A 23,651-nucleotide genomic window follows, 5' to 3' on the forward strand; every position below is an offset into this window, starting at 1 on the left:
CGCTCATTGCAGTCACAAAATCAAACCCCAAAAGCAAAAGCCTTTGGAAAACAACAAGCAGTCAGCTCATCAACATGATTTCTTTAGAACGAAAGACTTCGTCGCCAGCAGCGCCGCCGCCCTCGTTCAGTGAGCGGACTTATAAGAGATCACCCTCAAACAAGTCAACACACCTATCGTCAAAAAACTGACATTTTTGCTAACCGTATGAAAATAAAATATATTTTCAAGGCGGACAGCAAGGGAGGCATAGAAAGGACGGAATCCTCGTCTCTTTTGGCGGCGCATGCGGGAACCCCTTCCCACCCTTCACGACAGATAGCTTGCGAAGAACCGCAATTTTGCCGGAAGAGCTCTTGCGAAACCCTCTCCGCCGGCTGTCAAAGCACCGGGCCGTGCTTTAGAAACGGCAAAAGAGACGCTTAGACATCAACCCGATTGCCCCAGGCCTGTTTGCATGACCAGAACGCCAGCCCATATAAAGATCGATCTGCCCGTACTTCCCGTCAGCGACGTTCTGGCCGAGATTGCCCAAGCGTTGGACGGGTCAAAGCGTGCCGTTCTCTCGGCTCCTCCGGGTGCGGGCAAAACGACGCTGGTGCCGCTTCATCTCCTGCGTGAGGAATGGCGGGGCGACGGCAAGATCATTCTTCTCGAACCACGTCGGCTTGCCGCCCGGGCCGCGGCTGGACGCATGGCTGATCTTCTTCAGGAGAATGTTGGAGAAACCGTCGGCTATCGTATGCGGCTCGACAATCGCATCTCCTCAAGAACCCGGATTGAAGTGGTGACTGAGGGTGTCTTTGCCCGGATGGTTCTGGACGACCCGGAACTTGCCGGCGTTTCGACGGTGATTTTCGACGAGTTTCACGAACGTTCACTCGATGGCGATTTCGGACTGGCACTTGCGCTCGACGTTCAGGAGGGACTGAGAGACGATCTGCGCATCCTCGTGATGTCCGCCACCCTTGATGTGGAACGCATCAGTGCGCTGATGGGCGATGCCCCTGTCATTCAGAGCCTCGGCCGCACATATCCAATCGACATCCGCTACGAGGACCGCTGGCAGGGTGTGCCTGTCGAAGAGAAAGTCACAAAGGCGATTACCGAAGCTCATGCATCGGAAACAGGCTCCATTCTTGCCTTCCTTCCGGGGCAGGCAGAAATTACTCGCACGGCCAACCGGCTGGAGGGGCGTTTTTCCGACGATACAGATATCATCCCGCTTTACGGCAATCTTTCGCAAAAGGAGCAGGATGCGGCGATCAAGTCGGCACCGGCCGGACGGCGCAAGATCGTGCTTGCCACATCGATCGCAGAAACATCGATCACCATAGATGGCGTGCGTGTGGTGATTGACAGCGGGTTGCAGCGACTACCGGTTTTCGAACCGGCAACGGGAATCACGAGACTGGAGACAGTGCGGGTTTCGCGCGCCTCCGCCGACCAGCGGGCGGGCCGAGCCGGACGAACGGAACCCGGCGTTGCGATCCGCCTGTGGCATCCGGGACAGACGGCAGCGCTCAACGCCTTCACGCCACCGCAAATTCTGGCGAGTGATCTTTCCGGCCTTGCACTCGACCTTGCCCATTGGGGCGTTCATGATCCTTCCGCGCTTTCATTTCTGGATGCCCCTCCCGAAGCGGCATTGAAGGAATCGATCGCGCTTCTCAAAAATCTGGGCGCACTCGATGAAAGCGGCGCGCTCACACGACGCGGCCACCTGATGCGCAGCCTCTCATTACCGCCACGGCTTGCGGCAATGGTAATTGCAGCGGCGAGCGAAGGTTCGGGAAAAAAGGCGGCGATGCTCGCCGTCATGCTGACTGAACAGGGACTGGGCGGAACCGACATTGATCTCGATGAAAGATTGCGGCGCTTTCTTTCCGAGAGAAGCGAAAGGGCGCAAGCGGCGCGCAAGCTGGCGTCTAGACTTCTAGATGCGATCGGCGATGCGCAGACTATGAACGAACAGCCAAGCGAGGCTGGCCCCTTGCTGCTGCACGCCTATCCGGACAGGATTGCGCTTCAGCGAGGAGCGCGCGGTCGTTATGTGATGGCGAACGGCCGGGGTGCGGAACTTGCCGAAACCGAACGGCTGGCGGCGAGCAGGATGCTGGTGGTTGCCGATATTACCGGGCGTGCGGCACAGCCGCGCATCCTTTCCGCAGCAAGCATCGAGCGCACCGATATAGAAGAGCGGATGCCGCATCTTATCGTGCAGCAGGACCAGCTGCTGTTTGACAAGGCAAGCGGTCAGGCGCGTGCACGCCGTGTCACGCGCCTAGGCGCCATCATCCTCGACGAAACGCCCCTGCCCCGCCCGGAGGGTGAACAGGCGGCGCAGGCACTTGCCAACGGCGTTCGGGAATTTGGTGTCGGAATTCTTCCGTTCACAAAAGAAACCCAGCAGTTGCGCGACAGGATAGGCTTTCTGAATGCCAGCATCGGCGACCCCTGGCCGGATGTCAGCGATGCTGCATTGCTTTTACGGTTGGATGAATGGTTCGTGCCCTTCCAGCACGGCGCCCGCAGCCTTCAGGATATCCGGCCCGGCAGCCTTTCCGAGGGACTTTTAGCCCTGGTGCCTTATGAGGTCGCACGCGATCTCGGCAGGCTTGCGCCGACGCATTTCGAAGCGCCGACGGGCCAGCGGCATCCTATTCGTTACGATGCCAGCGAACCGACGCTTTCCATTCGTGTGCAGGAGCTTTTCGGGCTGACGGCTCATCCCGCCATCGCGCAGGGGCGGTTGCCGCTGCTGCTGGAATTGACCTCGCCGGCGCACAGGCCGATACAGACGACACGCGATCTTCCGGGTTTCTGGGCAGGATCGTGGAAAGATGTACGGGCGGACATGCGCGGGAGGTATCCGCGCCATCCATGGCCTGAGGACCCGGCATCGGCATTGCCGACCAGCCGCGCAAAACCGCGCGGAACGTGATGACGATGAAAAGCACAAAGGAGATGAAGGTGGCTGGCCATCCGATCGAAACAACAAGGCTTGGCCGCGCCAGCCGCAGGATAAGGCTGCAAACCATCGTATGGTTGCGCTGGCTGGCGGTGGCCGGGCAAAGTGCGACGATCCTGCTTGTTGCTTTCGGCTTGAACTTCCCCCTGCCACTTCTGGCTTGCAGCCTTTTGATCGGTGCACTGGCGCTTGCCAACCTGTTTCTCACTGCGCGTTTTCCCTCCACCTATCGTCTGGAGCCGTGGGAAGCGACATTGCTGCTGGCATTCGACCTGCTGCAATTGACGGCGCTCATCTACATCACCGGTGGTCTTTCCAATCCTTTCGCACCGCTGATCTGCGTGCAGGTCATCATCGCCTTCGCCTCGCAGCCGCTTCGGCACTCGCTTATTCTGCTCGCCTTTGCCGTCATCTGCTCGACGGCAATCGCTTTTTCGCCGTTTCCGGTTCCGTGGTATCCCGGTGAGGTGCTGCCGATCCAGCTTCTGCTGCATGTGGGCACCTGGGTCGCGATCATTGCCACGACCTCTTTCGCGGCCTTTTATGCCTATCGCGTTTCACACGAGGCCAATCAGCTGGCCGATGCGCTGGCTGCGACCGAACTGGTGCTGGAGCGGGAAAAACATCTCTCGCAGCTAGACGGTCTGGCCGCCGCTGCGGCCCACGAGCTGGGCACGCCGCTGGCGACAATCAGCGTCGTCGCCAAGGAAATGGAACGGGAACTCGGAAATGATGAAAGGTTTGGCGAAGACATAGCGCTGCTGCGCAGCCAGAGCGAAAGATGCCGTGATATTCTGCGCCGCCTCACATCACTTTCCACCGATGATGAGGAGCATATGCGTCGCCTGCCGCTCTCCTCGCTGATTGAGGAGGTGATGGCGCCGCACCGGGAATTCGGCATCCGTCTCGATCTCGTCGAAAAGAACAACCGGATCGACGAGCCGGTCGGCATCCGGAATGCCGGCGTTATTTACGGGCTGGGCAATCTCATCGAAAACGGCGTGGACTATGCGCGGGAAAAAGTGACCGTGACCGTGGACTACGATTCGCAGAATGTCGCCGTCACCATTGAGGATGATGGACCGGGTTATGCCCATGACGTGCTTGCCCGCATTGGTGAACCCTATGTGACCGAACGTCACAACGATACCCGGGCGGGAGGGCTGGGACTCGGGCTTTTCATTGCAAAGACATTGCTGGAACGCTCCGGCGCCACCGTTACCTTCGAAAATCGCGGTTTGAGCGGAACCGGAGCGCGGGTCACAATCGTCTGGCCTCGAGCGCTTATGGACGATAAAAGAGACCGTTGACTTTACCATTCACGTGGAAGCGGCGATAAGAAGAAAAAGCCGACTAAGTTGCCGAAAGGCCTGAGACATGACGACAGAAGACCAGACCCCCATCAGCGCGACAACGGATGACGACGACCCGATCGGAGCTGACAGATCGCTGCTGATCGTCGATGACGACGGTCCCTTCCTGCGCCGGCTTGCCCGGGCCATGGAAACACGCGGATTTATCGTCGATACCGCCGAGACGGTTAGCGAAGGCATTGCCCGTTCCAAGGCTGCGCCGCCCAAATATGCGGTCGTTGATTTGCGGCTTACGGATGGCAATGGTCTCGAGGTCATCGAAGCCATCCGGCAGTACCGGGACGATACGCAGATTGTCGTCCTGACCGGCTACGGCAATATCGCAACCGCCGTTACCGCCGTGAAGCTTGGGGCGCTGGATTATCTTGCCAAACCGGCCGATGCGGACGATGTCTTCAATGCGCTGACGCAGCGCAAGGGTGAAAAGACTGAAGTGCCCGAAAACCCGATGTCGGCCGACCGGGTGCGTTGGGAGCATATTCAGCGCGTTTATGAAATGTGCGAGCGCAACGTCTCGGAAACCGCCCGCCGGCTTAACATGCACCGGCGAACGCTGCAGCGCATTCTGGCGAAACGCGCGCCGAAGTAGAGCATTTACAGTACAAGTGAGAAGCGGTTTTACATCCGGATACGGTCTGGAACCGGGCATTACTCTCCGAAGCTGCGCCCGGTCGTCCACTCCGCCAGCATCAGCCGGGTTGCAGCGGTTCTCGAGAAATCCAGCATCACCGATTTGCGGGTTGCGGGCGGTAATTTATGCTCCGGCGCATCGCGAAGCATATGGGCGCCATAGCCATCCGACAGGATAAGCCCACATTCTTCCGGAAAGATTTCGACCGGCACTTCCGGATGGGTGGCAAAAAACAGCCGGTCGCAATGCAGGCGGTATTCCGGCCATTTACGATCGACACGGAAGTCCTCGATCGAGGATTTGATTTCGATAATCCAGATTTCACCCTTTGCCGAAAGGCTGATGAGATCGGCCCGTCGTCCGCTTGCAAGCGGCAGTTCCGGCAAAACCGAATGTCGCATCTCGTGCAAAAGCACCTGAACGCCGCGGCGCACCAGCATCGCCTTGTCCGACTGGCGACCGTCGATTAACGGATTATTGTTGGTAAGCGAAAGAATAGTCATGGATAAAGGCTACTGAGGCGTTTGGCCTATTGTTGCAAAAAGGCAATCAACCGGCAATTTTAAAGTCACATTCGTCCTGCAGCAGCGTATCGGCTTGCCAAGAACGGCTTAATGGAAAATAACCGATTTATCCAATTAAGCCTACTCCTTCGCACAATTTGGCGAATTTTCCGCGAGAACGATATGCGCATCCGTACCTCATTGACTGCACTCGGTCTGACGGCAGCACTGGCTCTGGCCGGCTGCGCCGAAACCACATCCCAATCATCCGGCCAGGTAGCGGCGTCAGTGCCGGTCGCTAACCCGGTTCCGGCAAAGGTCGAAACCGTCCAGATCTTCAACGATGTTTACGGCCCTGTGACCGACGCGGGCTATGCGCTGCCCGCCATCCCGATCAATCGTGTGAACGAGAAGTTCCGTCGTCAGATCGTCGAATTCCAGAATAACGAACGGCCGGGCACGATCATCGTCAATACGCGTGAGCGTTTCCTTTATTATATCCTGCCCGGCAACCGCGCAGTTCGTTACGGCATCGGCGTTGGCAAGGCTGGTTTTGCCTGGGCCGGCGAAGCCTATGTCGCCTGGAAGCAGGAATGGCCGATGTGGCATCCGCCGAAGGAAATGGCCGACCGCAAGCCGGAAGTCGCAAAGTATGTCGAGGCAGGCATGGGTCCGGGTCTTTCCAACCCGCTCGGCGCGCGCGCCATGTATCTCTTCAACGAAAAGGGACAGGACACGCTGTTCCGTATCCACGGTTCGCCTGAATGGGCATCGATCGGCACCGCCGCCTCTTCCGGCTGCATCCGCATGATCAACCAGGACGTCATCGACCTTTACAGCCGCGTCCGTCCCGGCCGCAGCACCAAGGTTGTCGTGATCCAGTAAGATCAGATACCAGACAAAGAAAAAGCCGCCGTGGAATTCCCGGCGGCTTTTTTGTTTCTGGAGCATTCCCAGTAAAAGTGCATAGCAGTTTTAAGGTAGAGCACGTCGAACATTGCATTCAGACAAGACGTGCTCTGGATTTCCTATCGGCCTCAAGCCGCCTGCTTCGCCTTCAGTTCGAGGCGACGGCGGTGCAGAACCGGTTCCGTATAACCGTTAGGCTGCTCCCGGCCTTTCAGCACAAGTTCGACGGCGGCCTGAAAAGCGACCGATCCTTCAAAGTTGGACGCCATCGGCAGATAGGCCGGATCTCCGGCATTTTGGCTATCGACCACGGCGGCCATGCGTTTCATGGTCTCAACGATCTGCTCTTGCGTAACCACGCCATGGCGCAGCCAGTTGGCCATATGCTGCGCGGAGATGCGCAGCGTGGCGCGGTCCTCCATCAGTCCGACATTGTTGATATCAGGCACCTTGGAGCAGCCGACGCCCTGATCGACCCAGCGCACGACATATCCCAGAATACCCTGCGCGTTGTTGTCGAGTTCGCGCTGGATTTCCTCGGGCGTCCAATTGGGACGCGGCACGACCGGCACCGATAGAATATCGGAGAGTTTTGCCCGGCCCCGGCTTTTCAGGTCGTCCTGAACGGCTGCGACATCGACCTTGTGATAATGCGTGGCATGCAGCGTCGCAGCCGTGGGTGAAGGTACCCAGGCGGTGTTGGCGCCTGCCTTCGGATGCGCGATCTTCTGCTCCAGCATGGCGGCCATCAGGTCAGGCATGGCCCACATGCCCTTACCGATCTGCGCATGGCCGGAAAGGCCGCATTCCAGACCGATATCGACGTTCCAGTTCTCGTAAGCCGCAATCCAGGCCGCCTGTTTCATATCGCCCTTGCGGATCATCGGACCCGCTTCCATCGAGGTATGAATTTCGTCGCCCGTGCGGTCGAGGAAGCCGGTATTGATGAAGACGACCCGGTCTTTTGCCGCGCGAATGCTTTCCTTGAGGTTGACCGTGGTGCGGCGTTCCTCGTCCATGATGCCCATTTTCATGGTGTTCGGCGCCATGCCGACAAGCTTTTCGGCACGCGTGAAAATCTCGTTGGCGAAGGCGACTTCCTCCGGCCCGTGCATCTTCGGCTTGACGACATACATGGAACCGGCACGGGAATTCTGGCGACGGCCGGAGGGGCCGACATCGTAAAGCGCAATCAGCGCTGTGACGACGGCGTCCATGATACCTTCCGGCACCTCGCGGCCATCCTTGTCAAGGATCGCCGGATTGGTCATGAGGTGACCGACATTACGCACCAGCATCAGGGAGCGCCCCGGCAGAGTAAGTGCTCCACCATCGGGGGCGGTGTAATAACGATCCGGGTTGAGACTACGGGTGAAGGTGTTACCACCCTTGGAAACCTTCTCCGTCAGGTCGCCGCGCATCAGGCCAAGCCAGTTGCCATAAACCAGCACCTTGTCCTCGGCATCAACAGCGGCAACGGAATCCTCGCAGTCCATGATGGTTGTCAGCGCCGATTCGAGAATGACATCCGAGATGCCCGCCTTGTCACCCTTGCCGATTTCCGTCGAGGGATCGATGACGATCTCGGTGTGCAGACCATTCTTGCCAAGCAGGATCGTTGCCGGCTTTTCCGCATCGCCGGTAAAGCCCTTGAATTGCTCGGCATCTTTCAGGCCCGTTTTGCTGTCACCGATTGCAAGCTGCAAGAGGCCGTCAACGATCTTGAAGCCGGTCACATCCGACCAGCCTGCCGTTTCGAGCGGAGCTGATTCGTTGAGGAAGTTCCGCGCCCAGGCAATGACCTTTTCGCCGCGTTTCGGATTATAGCCCCTGCCCTTTTCCGCACCATCGGCGTCAGAAATGGCATCCGTGCCGTAAAGCGCATCGTAAAGCGAACCCCAGCGGGCATTGGCGGCGTTCAGCGCATAACGGGCATTCATGACCGGCACGACAAGCTGCGGGCCTGCGACAGCGGCAATTTCCGAATCGACGTTGCTGGTTTCGACCTTGAAGCCGGGTCCTTCCGGCAGCAGATAGCCGATTTCCTTCAGGAAGCCCTCATAGACATCAAAATCCGTCGGGGCGCCATTCTGCCGGTACCAGCCATCCAGTTTTTCCTGCAAGGCGTCGCGCTTTGCGAGCAATTCACGATTCTTCGGGGAAAGCTCGTGGACGATGGCGGAAAAGCCTTCGAAGAAGATTTCTGCATCAAGACCCGTGCCCGGCAGAACGTCATCCGTCAAAAAAGCATAAAGCCTGTCATCAATGGAAAGACCGAATTTATTGGTGCGGCTCACATGCGCCTCCTCTTTATCTTAAGGGCGCAGATTGGACGCTGAGGCAGGCGCTCGTCAATTGCGAGAGGCAACCAAATATTATTTCCGTTTTGGAAAGAATGCCGACGATAATCGTCTTTTTCTACAAAAGCGCCTGCAAATCCTTGATGCGATCGTTCACCAGCCAGCCGTAATAGTTTTCTTCCGGCAAAAGCGGCTGTTCCCCACCTGCGGCGCGCTGACGATTTTTCTGGGCGAGAGCGGCAGCGCGCTGCGCGGATCCGCCGACATTATAAAGCGTGGACGTTACACCAGGATTTTTGGAAACATCCATGTCGGCAATCGACCTGTAGTCGTCGATCGATTTGCGGATGGAAGCTGCCATGAAGGCGAGCGAGCGATCCGGGTCCATGATCGCGGTATAAACGGCGGTCGCATCGTTTTCGTCGAGCTTCTCATAACCTGAGGTTTTCGACACCATGTCGGACAACATCAATGCCGTGAGCGGATTGATCTGGCCGAGACCGAAGGTCTGTCCGGCATAAAAGGGCTGGAAAAATACAGCGCTGAAACGATTGTTCGGATAGGCAACGCCATCTACCGTCTTACCGCGGAAGCTGTCGTCCCAGACGTCTTCCCGACAGTTCCAAAGGCTATAGGAATCCTTTTTCGACTGGCACCTGGCGAATTGCGAATGCGTCAGAAACTGCGCGATGGTTTCGTCCTTGTAGCCGAAACGGAAGCTGCTGCCGGCATAGGAGGCAGCCTTGACGTAGTAGGATTGCAGGCGGTCATAGGCGTCGACGTTATAGGTATGCTCGCCGACAATCGCCCCGATCATGTGGATCGGATCGATACCGTAGCGCCCGGCAGTAGACTTGATCTTGCCGATCAGTGCCTTGTCGGAAGACAGGAGGTCGATCACCTTCTGGTATTTACGCTCGAAAGACGTATTGGAACCCTTGGTTCGACGTGCGGAAGCCCCCGGAATGCCCGGCTGTTCGGCATTGCGATTGCCAGGCGGGACGACCGTCGCGGCCTCGGCATAAGAAGACGAGACGACGGTGAACGTCAAAGCGGCGGCAAATGCCAGAAGAGTTTTGCGCACGAGCGAATGCCTTTTCTCAAGCCGACCTCTCCCGAACCAAGAGAAAACCGGACCATTCCATAAAGCGGTTCCAACCGGAATGCAGCCTTTCCCATAAACAAAAAGGGGGCTGAATGCGAGACAAGGCCATAAAATAAAAGAGTGCGGCAAATGTGGCCGCACTCTCGTGTCTTTGCTGTCCAAGATATTCAGAGAATATAGCGGGACAAATCCGTATCGGCGGCAAGATCGCCGACGTGCTTTTTGACATATTCCTGATCGATCTTGACGGCAGAGCCACCACGATCGGGTGCGTTGAAGGAAATCTCGTCGAGAACACGCTCCATCACTGTCTGAAGGCGGCGCGCACCGATATTCTCGACCGACGAGTTGAGATGAACAGCCACGTCGGCCAGAGCGTCGATCGCATCGTCCGTGAAGTCGAGATCGAGTTCTTCCGTCGCCATCAGCGCCTTGTACTGGCGGATGAGGCTTGCTTCCGTCTCGGTCAGGATACGGCGGAAGTCCTCCTTCGTCAGCGGCTTCAGCTCGACACGGATCGGCAGGCGGCCCTGAAGCTCCGGCAGAAGGTCGGACGGCTTTGCCACATGGAACGCGCCGGAAGCGATGAACAGAACGTGGTCGGTTTTCACCGGCCCGTATTTGGTCGAGACAGTCGTGCCTTCAACGAGCGGCAGAAGATCGCGCTGCACGCCTTCACGCGAGACGCCGGCACCCATGCCGCCATCGCGCGCAGCAATCTTGTCGATCTCATCGAGGAAGACGATGCCGTCATTTTCCACCGACTTCACCGCTTCGCGCTGGATCATGTCATTGTCGAGCAGCTTGTCGGATTCGTCGCGAACGAGATCGGTATAGGATTTCGAGACGGTGGTGCGCACCTTCTTGGTACGTCCGCCCATCGCCTTGCCAAACATTTCCGACAGGTTGAGAACGCCGATATTGGCGCCCGGCATGCCGGGTATTTCAAAGCCGGGCATGCCCGAACCGCTGTCGGCCACTTCGATGTCGATTTCCTTGTCGTCCAGCTCGCCATCGCGCAGCTTCTTGCGGAAGCTCTCACGTGTCGCGGGTGACGCGGTCGATCCGACCAGTGCGTCGAGCACCCGCTCTTCGGCGCTCTGATGCGCCTTGGCCTGTACTTCCGCGCGCTTCTTTTCACGCACGAGGCCAATGCCGATCTCGACCAGATCGCGGATGATCTGCTCGACATCGCGACCGACATAACCGACTTCGGTAAATTTGGTCGCTTCGACCTTGATGAAGGGCGCGCCGGCAAGCTTGGCGAGACGGCGCGAAATCTCCGTCTTGCCGACACCGGTCGGTCCGATCATCAGGATGTTTTTCGGCATCACCTCGTCGCGCAGGCTCTCATCGAGCTGCTGGCGACGCCAACGGTTGCGCAGCGCAATCGCGACCGCACGTTTCGCATCATGCTGGCCGATGATGTGGCGATCCAGTTCCGAGACAATTTCCCGGGGAGAAAAAGTGGTCATTCTGTCCTCTCGGCTTTCCTGTTCCGGCCGGCCATTCTGGCCCGGCCCACAGGACCCTTGGGTGAGAAATGGGGGTGAGAAATATGCTTATTCGGCGTCGAGGGTCTCGATGACGAGGTTATGGTTGGTGTAAACACAGATATCGGCGGCGATATCGAGCGACTTGCGCGCCACCTCCTCTGCCGACTTGTCCGTATCCATCATGGCGCGGGCAGCCGCAAAGGCGTAGTTGCCGCCGGAGCCGATGGCGATCGCGCCATGTTCGGGTTCCAGCACGTCACCATTACCGGTGATGGCGAGTGTCGTGGATTTGTCGGCCACCAGCATCATGGCTTCGAGGTTGCGCAGATATTTATCCGTGCGCCAGTCCTTTGCAAGCTCTACGGCTGCGCGCATGAGCTGACCGGGATATTGCTCGAGTTTCTTTTCGAGACGGTCGAGCAGCGTGAAGGCATCCGCCGTTGCGCCGGCAAAACCTGCAATCACTTCACCCTTGCCAATGCGTCGAACCTTGCGGGCATTGCCCTTCATGACGGTCTGGCCAAGACTTACCTGACCATCGCCAGCCATGACGACCTTGCCGCCCTTCCTGACTGTAATAATCGTTGTCATCAAACACCTGTCTGCCCTACCGGGCCTGCGGTTAACGGGCCGGCATCCGGCCCTTCTGGGCATCTATGTAAGTTTGCTTTTCACGATTGCAAATCCTGCCCGCACTGCACTGTTTTGCGCAGATCATGCAAGACGATGGAACAACTGGATATTTATGTCTCGTGCTGATAAGGAACGGCGACATTTTCACGGAGCGGCCAAAGATGGCAGAACGTAAAGGCGAGATCATCCGCAAGACCAACGAAACCTCGGTTTCGGTGCGCGTGGATATCGACGGCACCGGCAAGTCGACAATTTCCACCGGGGTGGGATTTTTCGATCATATGCTGGACCAGCTGAGCCGCCATTCGCTGATCGACATGGATATCGAGGTTCAAGGTGATCTGCATATCGATGATCACCATACGGTGGAAGATACCGGCATCGCCATCGGCCAGGCCATCGCGAAGGCGTTGGGTGACAGGCGCGGCATTACCCGCTACGCCTCGCTCGATCTTGCCATGGATGAGACGATGACCAAGGCTGCCGTGGATATTTCCGGCCGTCCCTTCCTTGTGTGGAATGTCAACTTCTCCGCGCCGAAGATCGGCACATTCGACACCGAGCTTGTGCGCGAATTCTTTCAGGCGCTGGCCCAGAATGCCGGCATCACGCTGCATATCCTGAACCATTACGGCGCCAACAACCATCATATCGCCGAAACATGCTTCAAGGCCGTTGCCCGCGTTCTTCGCGCGGCAACCGAGATCGACCCCCGGCAGGCAGGCCGCGTTCCCTCGACAAAGGGCATGCTGGCCTGACCGCCAAAGCTGTCAGGAAGCCCATGACAAGCTATCTCGTTCTGGAAGCCCCCAACGGGCCGGACAGGGACCACAAGACGACCCGCTTCATAGCAGACCGTTTCGTCTGGCTGGCACTTATTGCGCCCTGGCTGTGGCTGGCCGTAAACCGGCTGTGGCTGGCCGCGATCGTCGTATTTGCAGTTCTCGTTCTGGCCGGTTGGGCATCAATGTTACCCGGATTCGAACCGGTGGGCATTTTGTGCAGCGTCGCCATTGCCCTCATCACTGCACTGGAGGGGCGCGATTTTCTCGTCCGGCACCTGATAGGCAAGGGCTGGAAGATGACTTCGGTCATTTCCGCCCCTGATCTTTCGAGTGCCGAAGAGATATATTTCTCCGATCTTTCCGAAAATACCGAGCCGTCGGGACAGCTGTCGCAGCCGGTATGGACCCCCTCGCCGCAGAAGAGCGGTGACAAAAACTTCGTCAACGATCCCTCCGGATCGTTTCTTTTCGACTTGAATGGAAGGCGCTGACATGCGCGTCGCGATCATCGACTACGGTTCTGGCAACCTGCGTTCGGCCACCAAGGCTTTCGAGCGCGCCGCCCGCGAAGCCGGCATCAATGCAACCATTGACCTGACCGATAAGCCGGATCACGTCGCATCTGCGGACCGCATCGTACTGCCAGGCGTCGGCGCCTATGCCGATTGCCGCGCCGGTCTCGAAGCTGTGCCCGGCATGCATGAGGCGCTTATCGAAGCCGTCGAGAAAAAAGCTCATCCCTTCCTCGGCATCTGCGTCGGAATGCAGCTGATGTCTTCGCGCGGTCTCGAAAAGACTGTCAGCACGGGGCTTGGCTGGATCGAAGGCGATGTCATTGAAATGACGCCCTCCGATCCGACGCTTAAAATCCCGCAGATTGGCTGGAATACGCTGGAAATCCGGCATCAGCATCCCCTGTTCGACGGTATCAGGACCGGCGCTGACGGCTTGCATGCCTATTTCGTGCATTCCTATCATCTGGCGGCGAAACATCCGGCGGATGTCATCGCCACCACCAATTACGGTGGCGCGATGACGGCTTTCGTTGGTCGCGACAATATGGCTGGCGCGCAGTTCCACCCGGAAAAAAGCCAGACGCTCGGCCTCGCCCTGATTTCCAATTTCCTGCGCTGGAAGCCCTGACATGATTCTTTTTCCCGCAATCGATCTTAAAGACGGCCAGTGCGTTCGCCTGAAACTCGGCGATATGGAGCAGGCAACCGTTTACAATACGGACCCTGGCGCACAGGCGAAGTCCTTCGAGGACCAAGGCTTCGAGTGGCTGCATGTCGTCGATCTCAACGGCGCCTTCGCTGGCCAGACGGTGAATGGCGAAGCGGTAGATGCCATTCTCAAGGCCACGACAAACCCGGTGCAGCTTGGCGGCGGCATCCGCACTCTCGATCATATTGAGGCGTGGCTCAGCCGTGGGCTTGCCCGCGTCATTCTCGGCACCGTGGCGGTGCGCGATCCCGTTCTGGTTATCGAAGCCTGCAAGCGTTTCCCCGGTCAGGTCGCTGTCGGCATCGACGCCAAAGGCGGCAAGGTTGCTGTTGAGGGCTGGGCGGAAGCCTCAGAACTCGGCGTCATCGAACTTGCCAAACGTTTCGAAGGTGCCGGCGTTGCCGCCATCATCTACACCGATATCGATCGCGACGGCATTCTGGCTGGCATCAACTGGGCCTCTACACTCGAACTGGCAGATGCCGTGTCGATCCCGGTCATCGCCTCCGGCGGCCTTGCTTCCATCGAAGACATCAAGCGCATGTTGCAGCCGGATGCCGCAAAGCTAGAGGGCGCAATTTCAGGCCGCGCGCTTTATGACGGGCGCATCGATCCTGCCGAGGCGCTCGCCCTCATCAAGGCTGCCAAGGAGATAAGCGCATGACCCTCAAAGCCCGCGTTATTCCCTGCCTCGATGTAAAAGACGGCCGCGTCGTCAAGGGTGTGAACTTCGTCGATCTTATCGACGCCGGCGACCCAGTCGAGGCGGCGAAGGCCTATGATGCGGCGGGAGCGGACGAACTCTGCTTTCTCGACATCACTGCCTCGTCCGACAATCGCGACACGATTTTCGACGTCGTATCGCGCACCGCAGACCATTGCTTCATGCCGCTGACCGTCGGTGGCGGCGTCCGCGCCGTCGCTGACATCCGCAAGCTGCTTCTCTGCGGTGCTGACAAGGTCTCCATCAATTCCGCAGCGGTGAACGATCCTGATTTCGTCGCGCAGGCCGCCGACAAATTCGGCAACCAGTGTATCGTCGTCTCCATCGACGCCAAGCGGGTTTCGAAGGACGGGGAAGACGGCCGCTGGGAAATCTTTACCCATGGCGGACGTCAGCCAACCGGAATCGACGCCGTGGAATTTGCCATCAAGATGGTCGAACGCGGTGCCGGCGAATTGCTCGTCACCTCGATGGACCGCGATGGCACCAAAAGCGGATACGATATCGGCCTGACACGCAGCATTGCCGATCAGGTTCGCGTGCCCGTCATCGCCTCGGGTGGCGTCGGAACGCTGGATGATCTGGTAGCCGGCGTTCGCGATGGCCATGCGACCGCGGTGCTTGCCGCTTCCATCTTCCACTTCGGCACCTATTCGATCGGGCAAGCCAAGAGCTACATGGCCGAGCATGGCATCGCCATGCGTCTCGACTGATTGCAGGAACCTTTCCATGAGCGCATTTTCCCTTTCCGATCTGGAACGCATCGTCGCGACACGCGCCGCCGCCTCTCCCGATGAATCCTGGACGGCCAAACTTGTTGCGGCGGGCCAGGAACGTGCGGCGAAAAAACTGGGCGAAGAGGCTGTTGAGGCCGTGATCGCCGCCATCGCGAAAGACCGCGACGGGCTGAAAAACGAAGCCGCCGATCTGCTTTATCACCTGCTGGTGGTGTTGAAGATCGCCGACATTCCCCTTGCCGACGTCTTTGCGGAGCTGGAGCGCCGGACCGGACAGACCGGACTTGCGGAAAAGGCAGCGAGGCCGACATCATGAATGTCAAGGCAGGCAGCGGGGAGAGAGGCATGCCGAGCACACTCGATCATTTCCGCCCGGATGAATATTCGCCCTATCACTTCTTCAGCTCGGAAGAATGGGCAAAGTTTCGCGCCGACACACCACTCACCCTTTCCGCCGACGAGGTCAAAAGACTGCGTTCGCTGGACGACCCGATCGATCTGGACGAAGTGCGGCGTATCTATCTGTCGCTGTCGCGCCTCCTGTCATCGCATGTGGAAGCATCGCAGCTGCTGTTCGAACAGCGCAACCGCTTCCTGAACATGGCGGATGTCAACAAGACGCCCTTCGTCATCGGCATTGCCGGGTCGGTGGCGGTTGGAAAATCGACAACGGCGCGTATTTTGAAGGAGCTTCTGGCCCGCTGGCCTTCCAGTCCGAAGGTCGATCTCATCACCACCGACGGGTTTCTTTACCCGAACGAGGTGCTGCGGCGCGAAAACCTGATGGAGCGCAAGGGCTTTCCGGAAAGCTACGACATCGGTGCGCTGCTGCGTTTCCTCTCGGCGATCAAGGCGGGCCAGCCAAATGTGAAGGCGCCACGCTACTCGCATCTGACCTATGACGTGCTGCCCAACGAATTCACTGTCATCGACCAGCCGGATATCCTCATCTTCGAAGGCATCAACGTGCTGCAATCACGCGACCTGCCGGCGGGCGGGCGGATCGTGCCGATCGTTTCCGACTTCTTCGATTTCTCGATCTACATCGATGCGGATGAGGACTTCATTCACAACTGGTATGTGAACCGTTTCATGAATCTGCGGCAAACCGCCTTCCGAGACCCGAATTCATTCTTCAATCGCTATGCGTCGATCAGCGAAGAGGCGGCGCTCAGCATTGCCGAGGGCCTCTGGCAGAACATCAACCTGAAGAACCTGCGCCAGAACATCGTGCCCACGCGTCCACGCGCCGATCTTATCCTGCGCAAGGGCAAAAACCACCTGATCGACACGGTGGCGCTTCGCAAGTTGTGAAAGATGCCGCAAAAGCGGCATCTCCATCGCAGCGGTTAAAATCCGTTATTAGGCAAGGTCAGGAATGCGCAGAACCTGACCGGGATAGATTTTATCGGGATGGGTCAGCATCGGTTTGTTGGCTTCGAAGATGATGTTGTTCTTGCCACCATTTGCCTTGCCGTACTGGGCTTCAGCGATCTTCCAGAGATTATCGCCCTTTTTGACCGTGTAGAAAACGGGTTCCTTCGCCGGCGCTTCTGCCACCGTCAGTTCGCCGGCCTCGACCTTGGAAATGCCGAGCGTATTGCCAACGGCGATGACTGCCTTTTCGAAAATCGACTGGTCGGCCACTTCGCCCTTCAGAACGACCTTATCGTTCACCACCTCGACCTGAACCTTGTCGGTGCCGAGATCGTGGGAAGCGAGTTCTTTTTTGACGGCTTCGACATCGGGGGCATCATCTCCACCGATACCAAGCTTCTTTCCCGCTTCCTTGATGAAATTGAACAGACCCATAGCACCCTCCTTGGTTGTAGGAGGTCTACCAGACGATATCTGAAGGTCTATGACAAGTGCGAAACATTTTGCCATCCAGCTGCGACCTAGTCGCCTGATGGCTTGCCACGCATTTTCTTGACATCCGACCGGCCGGATTTTGCCTTGAGGCGGCGCTCGACGGAACCCTTGGTCGGCTTGGTGGCCTTGCGCACCGGCGGCGGCGGCGCTGCCGCTTCAAGAATCAGTTCCTTCAGCCGTTCACGCGCGTCTTCGCGATTGCGCTCCTGGCTTCGAAACCGGCTAGCCTCGATCATGAGCACGCCTTCTTTCGAAACACGCCGCCCGCCCAGACGCAGGGCATTCGCCTTCACCCGTTCCGGCAAGGAGGGAGAATTGGCGATGTCGAAAAACAGCTGAACCGCCGTCGAGACCTTGTTGACATTCTGGCCACCCGGCCCGCCGGCCAGCACGAATTGCTCCGTCAGCTCCCAGCCGGCGATGGTAATTCGGTTGCTGATGTAAAGCGGGGCGCTGGCCATGTTTTTTCTCCGCGCCGGTGATGCCACAGATCGGGAAAAATGAAAACAAGGCACGAAACGAAAGAACCCGGCACAAGGCCGGGTTCCCCTCCTCCTCATAAATGAGGCTTATTCATTCTGCCGCAAGCAGCAGTCCCGGTGCTGCATCGCGCACCTTGCTGTCGACGTGATCTTCGAACTTGGTGAAGTTCGTAACGAACATCGACACAAGCTTCTTCGCCTGCGCGTCGTAAGCTGCGCCGTCGGCCCAGGTCGAACGCGGGTCGAGGATCGCGGCATCGACGCCTTCCAGCGACAGGGGCACGGCGAAACCGAAATTCGCATCGGTGCGGAATTCGGCACCCTTCAGCTCGCCGGTGAGGGCTGCCGTCAGAAGCGCGCGGGTCGCCTTGATGGGCATACGCTTGCCGATGCCGTAAGCACCGCCGGTCCAGCCGGTGTTGACCAGCCAGCAGTCCACGCCATGCTTGCCGATCAGCTCACGCAGCAGGTTGCCGTATTCCGCCGGGTGGCGCGGCATGAAGGGTGCGCCGAAGCAGGTGGAGAACGTCGCTTCCGGCTCAGTCACGCCCTTTTCCGTCCCGGCAACCTTTGCCGTGTAGCCGGAAAGAAAGTGGTACATGGCCTGTTCCGGCGTCAGCCGGGCAATCGGCGGCAACACGCCGAAGGCATCCGCAGTCAGCATGATGATCGTCTTCGGATGACCGGCAATGCCCGTTTCCGATGCATTCGGAATGAAGTGCAGCGGATAGGCACTGCGGGTGTTTTCCGTCAGCGAATTGTCGTTGAAATCCGGAACACGGTTTTCGTCCAGCACGACGTTTTCGAGAACGGTGCCGAAACGGCGGGTCGCGGCATAGATTTCCGGCTCGGCTTCGGCCGACAGCTTGATCGCCTTGGCGTAGCAGCCGCCTTCGAAATTGAAGATGCCGTGTTCGCCCCAGCCGTGCTCATCGTCGCCGATCAGCGTACGCGACGGATCAGCCGACAGCGTGGTCTTGCCGGTGCCGGACAGGCCGAAGAACACGGCGGAATCACCCTCGGGACCGACGTTGGCCGAGCAATGCATCGGCATGACGCCCTTGGCCGGCAGCAGGTAGTTCAGCACCGTGAAGACCGACTTCTTGTTTTCACCGGCATAGGAGGTACCGCCGATGAGGACGAGACCATTGGTGAGATCGCAGGCGATGACGGTTTCCGAACGGACGCCGTGACGCGCCGGATCAGCCTTGAAGCTCGGCAGATTGATGATGGTCAGCTTCTGTTTGAAGCCTGCCAGTTTCTCCCGCTTCGGGCGGATGAGCAGGTTGCGGATGAACAGCGAATGCCAGGCAAGCTCAGTGACGACACGGGTCGACAGGGCGTTTTCCTCATCGGCACCGCCGATCAGGTCCTGAACATAGAGCGTCTTGCCGGCGGCGTGCGCAAGCATGTCCTGACGCAGCAGCTCGAAGTTTTCCGGCGACAGCGGCTTGTTGTTGTCCCACCAGATAGTGTCTTCGGTGGAAGCGTCGCGGACGACGAATTTGTCCTTCGGAGAACGGCCCGTATGCTGACCGGTAACGGCACGAAGTGCGCCATCCGCCGTCAGCTCGGCTTCGCCGTTGCGGATCGCCTCTTCGTACAATTCGCTTTCGTTGAGGTTATAAAAGACGCGGGAGGCCTCGCCCAGTCCGAGTTCCGCAACTCCATTGGCAGGATTATGAACCCCAAGCTCGTTCATGACGCGTTCCTTGTAAATGACGATAAGGCCGTTGAAATTTTCACGGAAAATACGTGGCGGCTTTTAGAAACGCAAGAGTGAAACTTTAAATAACTTAGTGATTTCAATATATTAATCGATTTAAAAGATTTTATTTCTTTTTAAATCGGTTGAAGACGCATTAGAATCCAGCTGCGGCGTTTTCCCGGAATTGCCCTAGTCACACCAGGCGATTTGGTTGTGAGTTTTCCTTTGCCACAATTTGTTCCACCTTTATACTCATGAGAGTGGCTCGCGGCGCGCAACCTTGGCTGGGTGGATGTCGGGAGTTACGAGAAAATGACGATGGAGACCAACTACATGCAGACGATCGCGCTTGTCGACGACGACCGGAATATTCTCACTTCGGTATCGATCGCGCTCGAAGCCGAAGGCTACCGGGTCGAAACGTATACGGACGGCGCCTCCGCGCTTGACGGACTGATTGCCCGTCCGCCGCAGCTCGCCATTTTCGACATCAAGATGCCGCGCATGGACGGCATGGAGCTTTTGCGGCGTCTTCGCCAGAAATCGGATATTCCGGTTATCTTCCTGACCTCCAAGGATGAAGAGATCGACGAATTGTTCGGCCTGAAGATGGGTGCTGACGATTTCATCACAAAACCCTTCTCGCAGCGCCTTCTGGTGGAACGCGTCAAGGCCATCCTGCGCCGCGCCAGCAGCCGCGAGGCTTCCGCTGCGACCGGCGGCAGCACGCTGAAGCCGACGGCTGATCAACAGGCGCGCACGCTCGAACGCGGCCAGCTGGCCATGGATCAGGAACGCCACACCTGCACCTGGAAGGGCGAGCCGGTGACGCTGACCGTTACCGAATTCCTTATCCTGCATTCGCTTGCACAGCGACCAGGCGTGGTGAAAAGCCGCGACGCGCTGATGGATGCGGCCTACGACGAACAGGTCTATGTTGACGACCGCACGATCGACAGCCACATCAAGCGCCTTCGCAAGAAGTTCAAACTGGTCGATGGTGACTTCGATATGATTGAAACGCTTTATGGCGTAGGATATCGCTTCCGCGAAGCGGCTTGAACGAGCCGCAATCGGGAGAGACCACCGGAATTGTGGTGGCGAGGACATAGACTTGTTGAAGAAAACGCCGGAAACAGTCTCGGACAGTGACGATGCCGAAGATCGCGGCAGCGAACGCCGCCATCGTATCCATCCGCTGACGATCGTCCGACGCATTTTTGGCAATGCTGTGTTTTCCAGCCTCACGCGCCGCATCCTGTTCTTCAACGTGGCCGCGACGGTCGTTCTGGTCGGTGGCATTCTCTACCTCAACCAGTTCCGCGAGGGGCTGATCGATGCGCGGGTGGAAAGCCTTTTGACGCAGGGCGAGATCATCGCCGGCGCCATCTCGGCCTCCGCCTCGGTGGATACCAACTCCATCACCATCAATCCGGAAAAGCTGCTGGAATTGCAGGCGGGGCAAAGCATCACGCCCGCCCCCAATGACGAGGACTTGAGTTTCCCGATCAATCCGGAACGGGTGGCGCCGGTGCTGCGCCGGCTGATTTCGCCGACACGGACCCGCGCTCGGCTTTTCGATGCCGATGCCAACCTGCTTCTCGATTCCCGCCATCTCTATTCACGCGGCCAGGTCCTGCGCTTCGATCTGCCGCCGGTGACGCCGGAAACCCAGACCTGGGGTGAATGGTTCACCAGCATGTTCAACCGCATGCTGCAACCGAGCAGCCTGCCGCAATACAAGGAAGCGCCAGGTGGCGACGGCTCGATCTATCCGGAGGTGATGAATGCGCTGACCGGCGTGCGCGGCGCAGTCGTTCGCGTTACCGAAAAGGGTGAGCTGATCGTTTCGGTCGCCGTTCCGGTGCAGCGCTTCCGGGCCGTGCTCGGGGTTCTGCTCCTGTCCACGCAGGCCGGCGATATCGACAAGATCGTGCATGCGGAGCGCCTTGCCATCATGCGCGTGTTCGGCATCGCCACGCTCGTCAACATCGTACTTTCCCTGTTGTTGTCCTCCACCATCGCCACGCCGCTTCGGCGGCTTTCGGCGGCTGCGATCCGCGTGCGTCGCGGAGCGAGAACCCGCGAGGAGATACCGGACTTTTCGGCGCGTCAGGATGAAATCGGCAACCTTTCCATAGCGCTTCGTGAAATGACGACGGCGCTCTACGACCGTATCGACGCAATCGAAAGTTTCGCCGCCGATGTCAGCCACGAGCTCAAGAACCCGCTGACTTCGCTGCGCAGCGCCGTGGAAACCCTGCCGCGTGCCAAGACGGAAGAGTCCAAACAGCGGCTGACAGAGATCATCTTCCACGATGTCCGCCGCCTCGACCGCCTGATCAGCGATATCTCGGATGCCTCGCGGCTCGATGCCGAACTGGCGCGCGTCGATGCATCGCCGCTGGATCTCGACGTTCTTATGAAGGGTCTGGTGGATATCTCCCGCCAGATCAGCACAAAGAAAAAGAGCGTGGCGATCGACTATGTCGCCGACCGGAAGGCGGGAGCCAAAACCTCCTTCGTCGTGAACGGTCACGATCTTCGCATCGGGCAGATCGTCACCAACCTGATCGAGAATGCGCGCTCTTTCGTTTCCGAGGAAAGCGGCCGCATCACCGTGCGCCTTTCCCGTCACAAGGACCGCTGCATCGTGCAGGTGGAAGACAATGGCCCCGGCATTCAGGCCGAGGATATCGACCGGATTTTCGAGCGCTTCTACACCGACCGACCGGCAAGCGAAGGTTTCGGCCAGAATTCCGGCCTTGGCCTTTCCATCAGCCGCCAGATCGCCGAAGCCCATGGCGGCAGCCTGAGGGCAGAAAATGTCGTCGACAAATACGGCGTGATATCAGGCGCGCGCTTCACCCTGTCGCTGCCGGCGGCCGAAACCCATGAACGCTGAACGCTTCAACCTGCACGCAACCGCCATTGTCGTCGACAACACCGGCATTCTCTTCACCGGACCGTCCGGCAGCGGCAAAAGCGAGCTTGCTTTCAGCTTTCTGACGGAGGCGCAACGGTGCGGATTGCCGGCGGCACTGGTCGCGGATGATCAGATTTTCGTGTATCGCGACGGCGAAAACATTATCGCCGAGCGGCCGGAAGCGATTGCAGGACTACTGGAATTGCGCGGCAGCGGCATCGTTAACGTCAACAGCGTCCCGAGCGCCGGACTAAATTTCGCCGTTACGACAGTTCTTTCACCGGAAAATCCAAGACTTCCGGAAGATGACGAGGTGTTGTTGCTGCCCTGCGGCGGGCATCTTCCGCTTCTGCGTATTCCGCTTTCCAGTCTTACGCCCTATGGAAAATTTGCTGCACTTGCTCAAAATCTTTTTAAAACGAACGTGAAGTGACCACGATTCAGGCGATTTTAGGCTTGCGATTCGCATTTTCCTCATCAAGATGAAATCCCACCGATGGACAGGATTGCCGCGTTGCGATAGTCGGCAATGAGAGTGCGTGTGCAAGGGAGCATTTCATGATCGGACTAGTGCTTGTCACCCATGGCAAGCTGGCTGAGGAGTTTCGCCATGCGTTGGAGCATGTCGTCGGTCCCCAGAAATTGATCGAGACGGTTTGTATCGGTCCCGAAGACGACATGGATCAGCGCCGGCAGGATATCATCGACGCCGTTACGCGCGTCAATGATGGAAATGGCGTTATTATTCTGACGGATATGTTCGGTGGCACACCGTCCAATCTTGCCATCTCCGTCATGAACAACGGTAATGTCGAAGTCATCGCCGGGGTCAATCTTCCCATGCTGATAAAACTCGCAGGCGTTCGCAGCGAAGACAACATGGACAAGGCGCTCCAGGACGCATCCGACGCCGGTCGCAAATACATCAACGTCGCCAGCCGCGTTTTAAGCGGCAAATAAGAAGTCAGCCCCATGTCGCCTCACTCCCGGGAATTGCCGATCATCAACAAGCGCGGTCTCCACGCCCGGGCATCTGCAAAATTCGTGCAGATGGTCGAGGGTTTCGACGCGACGATTACGGTGTCGAAGGACGGAATGACCGTTGGCGGCACCTCCATCATGGGTCTGATGATGCTGGCGGCCAGCCCGGGATGCAGTGTCTATGTCGAGGCGAGCGGCAACCAGGCGGAAGAGGCGCTCGCCGCACTCGAGGCACTTGTTGCCGACCGCTTCGGCGAAGAAGCCTGACCCCCACCCCCATATAAAGACATA

24 protein-coding genes are annotated in these 23,651 nt (G+C 58.3%); 16 read left to right on the plus strand and 8 right to left on the minus strand.

Going from position 1 to position 23,651, the window contains the following annotated elements:
• Nucleotides 1-457: 457 nt before the first annotated feature.
• The 3 genes from hrpB (at nt 458) to AC1DCP_RS11405 (ending at nt 4,933) form a co-directional block, all read left to right on the plus strand.
• Nucleotides 458-2,944 carry an ATP-dependent helicase HrpB gene (gene hrpB, locus AC1DCP_RS11395; protein ID WP_065688744.1) on the plus strand — a complete coding sequence of 829 codons (2,487 nt, stop codon included), beginning with the start codon at nt 458-460 and terminating at the stop codon, nt 2,942-2,944.
• Nucleotides 2,945-2,973: 29 nt separating this feature from the next.
• A complete protein-coding gene (locus AC1DCP_RS11400; protein WP_075807707.1) occupies nt 2,974-4,281 on the plus strand; it encodes an ActS/PrrB/RegB family redox-sensitive histidine kinase in 1,308 nt (435 codons plus the stop codon).
• 67 nt (nt 4,282-4,348) lie between these two features.
• A complete protein-coding gene (locus AC1DCP_RS11405; RefSeq protein ID WP_003516258.1) occupies nt 4,349-4,933 on the plus strand; it encodes an ActR/PrrA/RegA family redox response regulator transcription factor in 585 nt (194 codons plus the stop codon).
• Nucleotides 4,934-4,992: 59 nt separating this feature from the next.
• On the opposite strand, the gene AC1DCP_RS11410 is transcribed toward AC1DCP_RS11405, so the two are convergent.
• On the minus strand, nt 4,993-5,478 hold the full coding sequence (locus tag AC1DCP_RS11410; RefSeq protein ID WP_013635204.1) for an MmcB family DNA repair protein: 486 nt from the start codon (nt 5,476-5,478) through the stop codon (nt 4,993-4,995).
• Nucleotides 5,479-5,661: 183 nt separating this feature from the next.
• Between AC1DCP_RS11410 and AC1DCP_RS11415 the strand changes: the two genes are divergently transcribed.
• Nucleotides 5,662-6,363 carry a L,D-transpeptidase gene (locus AC1DCP_RS11415; protein WP_003516268.1) on the plus strand — a complete coding sequence of 234 codons (702 nt, stop codon included), beginning with the start codon at nt 5,662-5,664 and terminating at the stop codon, nt 6,361-6,363.
• 152 nt (nt 6,364-6,515) lie between these two features.
• Here AC1DCP_RS11415 and AC1DCP_RS11420 read toward each other — a convergent pair whose 3' ends face one another.
• The 4 genes from AC1DCP_RS11420 to hslV form a co-directional block, all read right to left on the minus strand.
• The gene (locus tag AC1DCP_RS11420) at nt 6,516-8,684 is read right to left on the minus strand and encodes a malate synthase G (RefSeq protein WP_065688743.1); all 2,169 of its coding nucleotides are present in this window, start codon (nt 8,682-8,684) and stop codon (nt 6,516-6,518) included.
• A gap of 121 nt (nt 8,685-8,805) precedes the next feature.
• A complete protein-coding gene (locus tag AC1DCP_RS11425; RefSeq protein ID WP_003516272.1) occupies nt 8,806-9,771 on the minus strand; it encodes a DUF1402 family protein in 966 nt (321 codons plus the stop codon).
• A gap of 188 nt (nt 9,772-9,959) precedes the next feature.
• Complete coding sequence (gene hslU / locus AC1DCP_RS11430) at nt 9,960-11,267, minus strand: ATP-dependent protease ATPase subunit HslU (RefSeq protein WP_003516274.1); 1,308 nt, start codon at nt 11,265-11,267, stop codon at nt 9,960-9,962.
• A gap of 87 nt (nt 11,268-11,354) precedes the next feature.
• Complete coding sequence (gene hslV / locus AC1DCP_RS11435; protein ID WP_003516283.1) at nt 11,355-11,879, minus strand: ATP-dependent protease subunit HslV; 525 nt, start codon at nt 11,877-11,879, stop codon at nt 11,355-11,357.
• 203 nt (nt 11,880-12,082) lie between these two features.
• Between hslV and hisB the strand changes: the two genes are divergently transcribed.
• The 7 genes from hisB to coaA are packed head-to-tail and all read left to right on the plus strand — an operon-like array spanning nt 12,083 to nt 16,705.
• Nucleotides 12,083-12,679: an imidazoleglycerol-phosphate dehydratase HisB gene (hisB, locus tag AC1DCP_RS11440; protein WP_003516285.1), complete on the plus strand. Its 597-nt coding sequence runs from the start codon at nt 12,083-12,085 to the stop codon at nt 12,677-12,679.
• A 23-nt stretch (nt 12,680-12,702) separates the two neighbouring features.
• Nucleotides 12,703-13,197 carry a DUF2628 domain-containing protein gene (locus AC1DCP_RS11445; RefSeq protein WP_025594749.1) on the plus strand — a complete coding sequence of 165 codons (495 nt, stop codon included), beginning with the start codon at nt 12,703-12,705 and terminating at the stop codon, nt 13,195-13,197.
• A gap of 1 nt (nt 13,198) precedes the next feature.
• Nucleotides 13,199-13,849, plus strand: a complete 651-nt coding sequence (gene hisH / locus AC1DCP_RS11450) for an imidazole glycerol phosphate synthase subunit HisH (RefSeq protein ID WP_003516289.1) — start codon at nt 13,199-13,201, stop codon at nt 13,847-13,849.
• A gap of 1 nt (nt 13,850) precedes the next feature.
• The gene (gene hisA / locus AC1DCP_RS11455) at nt 13,851-14,594 is read left to right on the plus strand and encodes a 1-(5-phosphoribosyl)-5-[(5-phosphoribosylamino)methylideneamino]imidazole-4-carboxamide isomerase (RefSeq protein WP_013635199.1); all 744 of its coding nucleotides are present in this window, start codon (nt 13,851-13,853) and stop codon (nt 14,592-14,594) included.
• Nucleotides 14,591-15,367 carry an imidazole glycerol phosphate synthase subunit HisF gene (gene hisF / locus AC1DCP_RS11460; protein ID WP_013635198.1) on the plus strand — a complete coding sequence of 259 codons (777 nt, stop codon included), beginning with the start codon at nt 14,591-14,593 and terminating at the stop codon, nt 15,365-15,367. Before hisA ends, hisF begins: the two co-directional genes overlap by 4 nt.
• 16 nt (nt 15,368-15,383) lie before the next feature.
• Nucleotides 15,384-15,707, plus strand: a complete 324-nt coding sequence (locus AC1DCP_RS11465) for a phosphoribosyl-ATP diphosphatase (RefSeq protein WP_003516295.1) — start codon at nt 15,384-15,386, stop codon at nt 15,705-15,707.
• Nucleotides 15,704-16,705, plus strand: coding sequence for a type I pantothenate kinase (coaA, locus tag AC1DCP_RS11470; protein WP_019565929.1), 1,002 nt, complete (start codon nt 15,704-15,706; stop codon nt 16,703-16,705). Before AC1DCP_RS11465 ends, coaA begins: the two co-directional genes overlap by 4 nt.
• A 48-nt stretch (nt 16,706-16,753) precedes the next feature.
• Here the strand turns inward: coaA and lysM are convergent, their stop codons facing one another.
• From lysM to AC1DCP_RS11485, 3 genes are all read right to left on the minus strand, one after another.
• Nucleotides 16,754-17,203: a peptidoglycan-binding protein LysM gene (gene lysM, locus AC1DCP_RS11475; protein ID WP_003516300.1), complete on the minus strand. Its 450-nt coding sequence runs from the start codon at nt 17,201-17,203 to the stop codon at nt 16,754-16,756.
• A gap of 86 nt (nt 17,204-17,289) precedes the next feature.
• Nucleotides 17,290-17,724 (minus strand): alternative ribosome rescue aminoacyl-tRNA hydrolase ArfB, encoded by a 435-nt coding sequence (gene arfB, locus AC1DCP_RS11480; RefSeq protein ID WP_019565930.1) that lies wholly within the window; start codon nt 17,722-17,724, stop codon nt 17,290-17,292.
• A 112-nt stretch (nt 17,725-17,836) separates the two neighbouring features.
• Nucleotides 17,837-19,447: a phosphoenolpyruvate carboxykinase gene (locus AC1DCP_RS11485; RefSeq protein ID WP_003516305.1), complete on the minus strand. Its 1,611-nt coding sequence runs from the start codon at nt 19,445-19,447 to the stop codon at nt 17,837-17,839.
• A 339-nt stretch (nt 19,448-19,786) separates the two neighbouring features.
• Between AC1DCP_RS11485 and chvI the strand changes: the two genes are divergently transcribed.
• From chvI to AC1DCP_RS11510, 5 genes are all read left to right on the plus strand, one after another.
• A complete protein-coding gene (gene chvI, locus AC1DCP_RS11490; protein WP_003516307.1) occupies nt 19,787-20,515 on the plus strand; it encodes a two-component system response regulator ChvI in 729 nt (242 codons plus the stop codon).
• A gap of 52 nt (nt 20,516-20,567) precedes the next feature.
• A complete protein-coding gene (gene chvG, locus AC1DCP_RS11495; protein WP_013635194.1) occupies nt 20,568-22,358 on the plus strand; it encodes a two-component system sensor histidine kinase ChvG in 1,791 nt (596 codons plus the stop codon).
• A complete protein-coding gene (locus AC1DCP_RS11500; protein WP_038489257.1) occupies nt 22,348-22,812 on the plus strand; it encodes an HPr kinase/phosphorylase in 465 nt (154 codons plus the stop codon). The genes chvG and AC1DCP_RS11500 overlap by 11 nt, the downstream gene beginning before the upstream one ends.
• Before the next feature lie 125 nt (nt 22,813-22,937).
• Nucleotides 22,938-23,339 carry a PTS sugar transporter subunit IIA gene (locus tag AC1DCP_RS11505; RefSeq protein ID WP_003516318.1) on the plus strand — a complete coding sequence of 134 codons (402 nt, stop codon included), beginning with the start codon at nt 22,938-22,940 and terminating at the stop codon, nt 23,337-23,339.
• Nucleotides 23,340-23,351: 12 nt separating this feature from the next.
• A complete protein-coding gene (locus tag AC1DCP_RS11510) occupies nt 23,352-23,627 on the plus strand; it encodes an HPr family phosphocarrier protein (RefSeq protein WP_003516321.1) in 276 nt (91 codons plus the stop codon).
• Nucleotides 23,628-23,651 lie beyond the last annotated feature (24 nt).

It is taken from the genome of Agrobacterium sp. 10T429 (assembly GCF_056393925.1).

Bases quoted from the DNA above. Each gene is read 5' to 3' on its own strand.
- hrpB (WP_065688744.1), top strand. From the start codon at position 458: ATGACCAGAACGCCAGCCCATATAAAGATCGATCTGCCCGTACTTCCC.
- AC1DCP_RS11405 (WP_003516258.1), top strand. From the start codon at position 4,349: ATGACGACAGAAGACCAGACCCCCATCAGCGCGACAACGGATGACGAC.
- AC1DCP_RS11410 (WP_013635204.1), bottom strand. From the start codon at position 5,478: ATGACTATTCTTTCGCTTACCAACAATAATCCGTTAATCGACGGTCGC.
- AC1DCP_RS11415 (WP_003516268.1), top strand. From the start codon at position 5,662: ATGCGCATCCGTACCTCATTGACTGCACTCGGTCTGACGGCAGCACTG.
- hslU (WP_003516274.1), bottom strand. From the start codon at position 11,267: ATGACCACTTTTTCTCCCCGGGAAATTGTCTCGGAACTGGATCGCCAC.
- hslV (WP_003516283.1), bottom strand. From the start codon at position 11,879: ATGACAACGATTATTACAGTCAGGAAGGGCGGCAAGGTCGTCATGGCT.
- hisB (WP_003516285.1), top strand. From the start codon at position 12,083: ATGGCAGAACGTAAAGGCGAGATCATCCGCAAGACCAACGAAACCTCG.
- AC1DCP_RS11445 (WP_025594749.1), top strand. From the start codon at position 12,703: ATGACAAGCTATCTCGTTCTGGAAGCCCCCAACGGGCCGGACAGGGAC.
- hisH (WP_003516289.1), top strand. From the start codon at position 13,199: ATGCGCGTCGCGATCATCGACTACGGTTCTGGCAACCTGCGTTCGGCC.
- hisA (WP_013635199.1), top strand. From the start codon at position 13,851: ATGATTCTTTTTCCCGCAATCGATCTTAAAGACGGCCAGTGCGTTCGC.
- hisF (WP_013635198.1), top strand. From the start codon at position 14,591: ATGACCCTCAAAGCCCGCGTTATTCCCTGCCTCGATGTAAAAGACGGC.
- AC1DCP_RS11465 (WP_003516295.1), top strand. From the start codon at position 15,384: ATGAGCGCATTTTCCCTTTCCGATCTGGAACGCATCGTCGCGACACGC.
- coaA (WP_019565929.1), top strand. From the start codon at position 15,704: ATGAATGTCAAGGCAGGCAGCGGGGAGAGAGGCATGCCGAGCACACTC.
- lysM (WP_003516300.1), bottom strand. From the start codon at position 17,203: ATGGGTCTGTTCAATTTCATCAAGGAAGCGGGAAAGAAGCTTGGTATC.
- arfB (WP_019565930.1), bottom strand. From the start codon at position 17,724: ATGGCCAGCGCCCCGCTTTACATCAGCAACCGAATTACCATCGCCGGC.
- AC1DCP_RS11485 (WP_003516305.1), bottom strand. From the start codon at position 19,447: ATGAACGAGCTTGGGGTTCATAATCCTGCCAATGGAGTTGCGGAACTC.
- chvI (WP_003516307.1), top strand. From the start codon at position 19,787: ATGCAGACGATCGCGCTTGTCGACGACGACCGGAATATTCTCACTTCG.
- AC1DCP_RS11500 (WP_038489257.1), top strand. From the start codon at position 22,348: ATGAACGCTGAACGCTTCAACCTGCACGCAACCGCCATTGTCGTCGAC.
- AC1DCP_RS11505 (WP_003516318.1), top strand. From the start codon at position 22,938: ATGATCGGACTAGTGCTTGTCACCCATGGCAAGCTGGCTGAGGAGTTT.
- AC1DCP_RS11510 (WP_003516321.1), top strand. From the start codon at position 23,352: ATGTCGCCTCACTCCCGGGAATTGCCGATCATCAACAAGCGCGGTCTC.